Raw genomic sequence first — 6,696 nt, forward strand, 5'->3', positions numbered from 1 at the left:
CTGCAGGAGAATCCGCGTCTGATCAGGGATATCGGCCTGACGACATGGCAGGTCGAGGCCGAGATCGCCAAGCCCTTCTGGCGGCGATGAGCGCCTCGCGCGCTCACGCGTCAGCCACGATGCAGCGCCAGCACCGCCGCGGCGGCGTCTTCATCGGTGATCACCACGGACGCCAGCCTGGCGCGGAGTGCGGCTGCGATCACCGCGGCCTTGTTCGTGCCGCCGGATGCCAGGATCACGGTCGGGATGCGGCGCAGGCCGTCCAGGGGCAGGGCGATGGCGCGGCGGTTGATCGGGTGGTCGATCGCGTTGCCCTCAGCGTCGATGAACTGCCCGAGCATGTCGCCGACCGCACCATGCTCCGCCAATTCCCTGGGGCCGACATCGCCGGGTAGCCCGTAGCGCACCAAAAGCGAGCGCTCGCTCAGATCACCGGCGCTGAGGATCGCGACATCGGTCGCGCGGATGCGGGCGAAGGCGGCCTCGAACACGTCCTGCGCCAGGATGGTGTCGCGCGATTGCGGCGTGCCGGCATAGATCGGTGCCGCCAGATAATGGCACTCCGCCTGCCAGAGCCTGGCGAAATGGCTGGCGATCTCGAACGTGTTGATTTCGATGCCATAGGTCAGCCCGCCCATCATCGAGGTCACGGTCAGGTCGCGATACTGGCCGGCCCGCACATGCCGGATCGTCTCGCGCAGCGTCCCGCCCCAGCCGACGCCGAAGACGCCCGAGGGATGCTCGTCGATGATCTGCGAGACCAGCTCGCCGGCCGCCTTGCCGATCTGCGCGGAGATCTGTGCCGGGTCRCTCGGCGTCGGCACGACGATCGCGTCCTTGAGGCCGAACGCCTCGACCAGCGCCTGTTCCAGCCTGACGCAGCTCTCCAGCCGCGAATTGATCGTGATATTCACGAGCCCGCTGCTGCGCGCCTCGTTCAGCAGGCGGTTGACCCGCAGCCGCGTCATTTTCAGCCGGTCGGCGATATCCGCCTGGGTCAGGCCTTCCATGTAATAGAGCCAGGCGGCCCTGACCTGGGTTTGCGGATCCTCCGGCATCGCGTCATCCCAAGGGCGAGAGCGGCGTCGAGACCGCCAGCCCTTCGCGGCGGAATCGGTCGAGATTGCGTTCCTGCACCGGGCTTACATCGCTTTCGTTTGCTGCGACAACGCACAGCGATGCGGCCTGCCGCTGCGGATTTGCCTTGACCTTCACTAATGTAAATACACAAATACATTTGTAGAAGGCCCAGCGAAGCCGGAGTGCGTTGCAGAATGTCCCACGCCATCTTTCTTCACGCCGCGGGTGACGCGCGCTTCGCGCCGTTCAACCTGCGCGAGGGGGCTGCCAGTGAAACCCTGCTGGATGTCGCGGCCGTCGGCCTCTGTGGCAGCGATCTGCACTATTACAAGGATGGCGGCATCGGTTCGGCCGTGATTGCCACCCCTTTCGTGCCGGGCCACGAGTTCAGCGGCTGGCTGACCGAGGACCTGCCGGAGCTTGGCCTGGCGCGGGGCGCACTGGTCGCGGTCGATCCGAATCAGGCCTGCGGCCAGTGCCAGCATTGCCGTGACGGCCACCCCAATCTCTGCCCCGAGGTCGTGTTCATCGGTGCGCCCCCGCATGATGGCGCGATGACCGAGCGGATCTGGGTGCCGAAATCGCAGATCGTTCCCGTGCCGGAACGCTTCACGCCGAGCGATGCCGTGATGCTGGAGCCGCTCGGCGTCGCGATCCACGCGGTCGACCTCGCCAAGCCCCGCCTGCTCGAACGCGTCGCGCTGATTGGTTGCGGCCCGATCGGGCTCCTGATCCTGCAGGTGCTCCGGGCCGTCGGCGTCGGCGAGATTCTGGCCTGCGATCCGCAGCAGCATCGGCGCGCGCTGGCGCTCAAGCTCGGCGCGAGCAAGGCCGGCGCCAGCGTGGCCGAGATCGCGGACTGGACGAAGGGCGAGGGCATGCCGCTGGTGGTCGAGGCCACCAATGCACCGGAAGGCTTTCGCGATGCCATTCGCGCCGCGCGCATCGGCGGGCGGGTCGTGCTCGTCGGTATTCCCGATGGCGACAGCTATGTCGTTCCCGCCGCCGAAGCCCGCCGGCGCGGCCTCACCATCAAGTTCTCGCGGCGCATGGGCCATGTCTATCCCCGGGCGATCGAACTCGTCGCGCAGGGCAAGGTCGATGTCGATGCGGTCGTCAGCCACCGCTTCTCGCTTGCCGACGGGCCCGACGCCTTTCGTCGCCACGCCGCCAACGAGCCCGGCATGGTGAAGAGCCTGATCTACCCGCGAGGGCCCGCTGATGACGCGCGCTAAGGCATCGGCCCGAAAAGTGGATTGCGGTTTTCGGAAGAGCCGATGCAAGCACATAAGAGCATCGGCCCGAAAAGTGGATCGCGGTTTTCGGGAAAGCCGATGCAAACACATAAGCTTAGATCATCAGACCGGACACGATATCCGGTCCGATGACCGAAGCGCTCGTGGAAACATGACGGGCGTCCGACACTGGCGAGGTGGCGCCTGACGTGAGCTTCATCGGCATCGATCTCGGCACCTCGTCGCTCAAGGCCATCCTGGTCGACGGGCAACAACGCGTCGTCGCCGATACGGCGCGCGCGCTCACCGTGCATCGTCCGCAGCCGCTCTGGTCGGAGCAGGAGCCGGGCGATTGGGTCGCCGCCGCCTTGGGCGCCTTGCACGACCTGAGGGACGCTGCGCCCTCCGCCTTTCGTCTCTGCAGGGGCATTGGCCTGTCAGGGCAGATGCATGGCGCCGTACTCCTGGACGAGGCCGACCGGCCGCTGCGTCCCTGCATCCTCTGGAATGATGGCCGCGCCAGCGCGGAATGCGCCGCGCTCGAGGCGGCCGAGCCGGCCTCGCGCGCCATCACCGGCAACATCGCGATGCCGGGCTTCACCGCGCCAAAGCTGCTCTGGGTCCGCCGGCATGAGCCCGCTCTCTTCCGGCGCATCCGAAAAGTCCTGCTGCCGAAGGCCTATCTGCACCTTGTGCTGACGGGGGAAGCGATCGAGGAGATGTCGGACGCATCAGGCACGCTCTGGCTCGATGTCGGTTCCCGCGACTGGTCGCAGAGGATGCTTGCTGCGACCGGGCTCGATCGCAGCCAGATGCCAGCCCTCGTCGAGGGCTCGCAGCCCGCCGGACGGATGCGCGCGGATCTCGCCCGCGAACTCGGCTTTGATTCACCGCCGCTCTTTGCCGGAGGGGCAGGCGATAATGCGGCCGGCGCGGTTGGCTTGGGCGCCGTCGCCGCCGGGGCGAGTTTCCTGTCGCTCGGCACATCCGGTGTGCTCTGGCGTACCACCGCCGGTTTCGAGCCGCGGGCTGACAGGGCCGTTCATGCCTTCTGCCATGCCTTGCCCGGCCTCTGGCACCAGATGTCGGTCCATCTCTCCGCCGCCGCGAGCCTGAACTGGTGGGCGAACGTGACGGGGCATACAGAGGCCGAGTTGCTGGCGGCGCTCGGCGAGACCGTCACGGCGCCATCGCCGGTGTTGTTCACGCCCTATCTCTCCGGCGAGCGCACGCCCCATAACGACCCGCAGATGCGCGGCGGCTTCGCCCGTCTCGGTCACGAAACCGGCCGCAATGCCATGACGCAGGCGGTGCTGGAGGGCGTCGCCTTCGCATTCAGGGACGGCAAGGCGGCGCTGGAAAGCGCGGGCGGGCCGATCATGGAAGCCGTGGTCATTGGCGGCGGCGCGCGTTCGGGCCTGTGGCTCTCCATCCTCGCCAGCGTCCTGGACATGAGATTGCATCGCTATCCTCAGACCGAGACCGGCGCCGCCTTCGGGGCGGCGCGGCTCGCCCGCTTGGCCTGCACCGGCGAGAACTCCGGCGAAATCTGTACCCAACCCCTGGGCAGCCCCGAGATTTTCAATCCGCAGCGGGATCTCGTTGCGGCCTATCGGGAGCGCTACGACGATTGGCAGAGCGCCGCTGAATTCAGTCGCGCGCTGCAGTAGGCGCGGTTGCAGGATTTGACAGGAATGCGAGCGGATGCTCTTGATCGGAGCATCCGTTCAAGATTGTTGCTGTCTCATGGCTCCGCTTCCACGCTTCGACCTCATCATCCTCGACTGCGACGGCGTGCTCGTCGACAGCGAGACGATCAGCTGCCGCACCCTGGTCGATATTCTCTCGCCACTGGACCCGGATTATGATCTGGAAGCGGTGATGCGGCGCTATCTCGGGCGCCCCGCCAGCGCAGTCGTCGAGGATTATGAGCGCATGACCGGCCGGCCGGCTCCGGAGAGTTTCAGGCAGGACTGGCGGGCGCGGCTCTTCTCCGCCTTCAGCGCGGCGCTGCAACCCGTTGCCGGCGTGCGCGAGGCGGTCGAGGCCTTCGATGTCGACTATTGCGTCGCGTCCTCCAGCGACGAGGAGCGCATCGAGCATTGCCTGCGCAAGGTGGAGCTCTGGAATCTGTTCGAGGGGCGGATCTTCAGCACGACGCGCGTCCAGCGCGGCAAGCCCGCGCCCGACCTCTTCCTGCTTGCGGCGCGCGAGCGCGGCGTAGCGCCCGAGCGTTGCCTCGTCATCGAGGACAGCGTCAGCGGCGTGCTTGCCGCCAAGGCGGCGGGAATGACCGCCTATGGCCTGACCGCAGGCAGTCATTTTGCGGTGCTGGACCAGCGGCGCGCGCTGGTCGAGGCCGGCGCCGACAGGTTGCTCGGCGCCTGGCGCGAGCTCGCGCTGCCTGCAACGGCGGGCTGAGGCGTCATGGCCGATAATGACAGCGCGCGCCTCGACGATGCCGCCCGCGCCGGCTGGCTCTACTACATTGCCGGCCGCACCCAGGACGACATCGCCGGGATCCTGAACATTTCGCGCCCCGCCGCGCAGCGGCTGGTTTCGCTCAGCCGCAGCGAGGGGCTGATCAGCTTCCAGATGAACCATCCGATCGGCGCCTGCATGGAGCTTGCGGCACGGCTGCGCGATCGTTTCGAGCTGCAGCACTGCGAGATCGCGCCCTCCGACGGCTCGGCCGAGACGGCTGCGGCCGGCGTCGCCTCGCTCGGCGGGGTGCTGATCGAGCGCTGGCTGCGCTCGCGCAAATCGCTGGTCATGGCGCTCGGTACCGGGCGTTCGATGCGCGCCAGCATCGAGCGGGTGTCGCCGATGTCCTGCCCGCTGCACCGGCTCGTCTCGCTGGTCGGCACGATCTCGCCGGATGGCTCCGCCAGCCCGTTCGACACGCTGGTCAAGCTCGCCGAGATCACCAAGGCCCAGCATTTCCCGATGCCGCTGCCGCTCTATGTCTCGAGCCCCGAGGAGCGGGCGCAGCTGATCGAGATCGAGGCGATCCGGCGTATCCGCGCGATCGCCGGCGAGGCCGATCTCTGGCTAATGGGCATCAGCCAGATCGGCGAGGACGCCGTGCTCTATCGGGACGGTTTCATGACGCGCAGCGAATTGCTCGAAATGGTGCGCCACGGCGCGGTCGGCGAGGTTACCGGCTGGGTCTTCGACGGTGAGGGCAGGCTGCTCGACCGCGGTACCAATCTGCGGGTCACCTCCGTGCCGCCGGAGCCCGGCAGCGACCGGCTGCGGATCTGCATCGGACAGGGTACCGCCAAGGTCGCTCCTCTGCGTGCCGCGCTCAGCGGTCGTCTCATCAATGGCCTCGTCACGGACGAGGATACGGCGCGCGCCCTGCTGGCGCTCTGAGGCCGGCCAGCAGCTCCCTGCGTCCATCGCGTCACTCCCGCTTCGTCCTGATGTCCGGCCCGTGCCCCCCGATTGCCGGCGGCCGTCATCGCTTTGTCATCGATGGTTGACATAGAAGCGGAGTGTGCGAGCATATGCTTCAATCAAGAGCAGATGCTCATATAAACCGACGAGGGAGGCTTTGAATGCGACCTGTCTTTGGTGCGCTCGCTGGTGCGGGTGCGATGCTTCTGGCGGGGTTGTCCTGCGCCCAGGCGGCAACCGAAATCGAGTTCTGGCATGCGATGAGCGGCACGCTCGGCGAACGCGTCGACGAGCTGGTCAAGAAGTTCAACGACTCGCAGAAGGACTATGTCGTCAAGGCGGTCGGCAAGGGCACCTATGACGAGGTCCTGAACGGCACGATCGCCGCCTATCGGGCCAAGCGCCAGCCGGAGATCGTGCAGTCGAACGAGCGCTCCTTCCTGACCATGGTCAATTCGGGGGCGATCATCCCGACCAGCGAACTGATGGCCCAGCAGGGCCAGCCGATCGACGTCAAGAAATACATCGCGCCGGTCGTCAGCTACTACGCCATCGACGGCAAGCTCCAGGCGATGCCGTTCAACTCCTCGACGCCGATCCTGTTCTACAACCGCGACCATTTCAAAGCCGCGGGCTTCGACAAGCCCGGCGCGACCTGGCAGGAGCTCGAGCCGCAGCTCGAAGCGATCAAGGCCAAGGGCGTGTCGAAATGCGCCATGGTGCTGCCGGGCGACTACGAGTGGAGCTTCCTGGAAAACTACAGCGCCGTGAACGACATCCCGTATGCGACCAAGCGCAACGGCATGGACGGGCTCGACACCAGCTTCGTCTTCAACAAGGGCAAGCTCGTCGGCCAGGTCGAGCGGATGAAGCGCCTGATCGGCCCCGGCGTGATGCAGCTCGCGGGGCAGGGCGTCATCCCGATCCAGCTCTTCACCTCGGGTGAATGCTCGACGATCATCGCCTCGACTGCCTCGCATGC

General features: G+C 66.8%; 6 protein-coding genes. 5 read left to right on the plus strand and 1 reads right to left on the minus strand.

Going from position 1 to position 6,696, the window contains the following annotated elements; translation table 11 throughout:
* Positions 1-110 precede the first annotated feature (110 nt).
* Positions 111-1,058 (minus strand): sugar-binding transcriptional regulator, encoded by a 948-nt coding sequence (locus AC1D34_RS32330; RefSeq protein WP_441488385.1) that lies wholly within the window; start codon positions 1,056-1,058, stop codon positions 111-113.
* Positions 1,059-1,274: 216 nt separating this feature from the next.
* On the opposite strand from AC1D34_RS32330, the gene AC1D34_RS32335 reads away from it, so the two are divergent.
* The 5 genes from AC1D34_RS32335 to AC1D34_RS32355 all read left to right on the plus strand — a co-directional run.
* The gene (locus AC1D34_RS32335) at positions 1,275-2,315 is read left to right on the plus strand and encodes a zinc-dependent alcohol dehydrogenase (RefSeq protein ID WP_441488384.1); all 1,041 of its coding nucleotides are present in this window, start codon (positions 1,275-1,277) and stop codon (positions 2,313-2,315) included.
* A gap of 209 nt (positions 2,316-2,524) precedes the next feature.
* The gene (gene xylB, locus AC1D34_RS32340) at positions 2,525-3,985 is read left to right on the plus strand and encodes a xylulokinase (RefSeq protein WP_441507934.1); all 1,461 of its coding nucleotides are present in this window, start codon (positions 2,525-2,527) and stop codon (positions 3,983-3,985) included.
* A gap of 76 nt (positions 3,986-4,061) precedes the next feature.
* Positions 4,062-4,736, plus strand: a complete 675-nt coding sequence (locus AC1D34_RS32345; protein WP_441507933.1) for an HAD family hydrolase — start codon at positions 4,062-4,064, stop codon at positions 4,734-4,736.
* Between the two features lie 6 nt (positions 4,737-4,742).
* The gene (locus tag AC1D34_RS32350) at positions 4,743-5,690 is read left to right on the plus strand and encodes a sugar-binding transcriptional regulator (protein WP_441507932.1); all 948 of its coding nucleotides are present in this window, start codon (positions 4,743-4,745) and stop codon (positions 5,688-5,690) included.
* Positions 5,691-5,875: 185 nt separating this feature from the next.
* A partial coding sequence (locus tag AC1D34_RS32355) for an extracellular solute-binding protein (protein WP_476826444.1) occupies positions 5,876-6,696 on the plus strand: 821 nt, incomplete at its 3' end.

Source organism: Allobosea sp. P1_A7, assembly GCF_056406775.1.

Excerpts from the sequence above, each read along its gene's own strand:
- AC1D34_RS32345 (WP_441507933.1), top strand. The coding sequence starts at position 4,062 with ATGGCTCCGCTTCCACGCTTCGACCTCATCATCCTCGACTGCGACGGC.
- AC1D34_RS32350 (WP_441507932.1), top strand. The coding sequence starts at position 4,743 with ATGGCCGATAATGACAGCGCGCGCCTCGACGATGCCGCCCGCGCCGGC.
- AC1D34_RS32335 (WP_441488384.1), top strand. The coding sequence starts at position 1,275 with ATGTCCCACGCCATCTTTCTTCACGCCGCGGGTGACGCGCGCTTCGCG.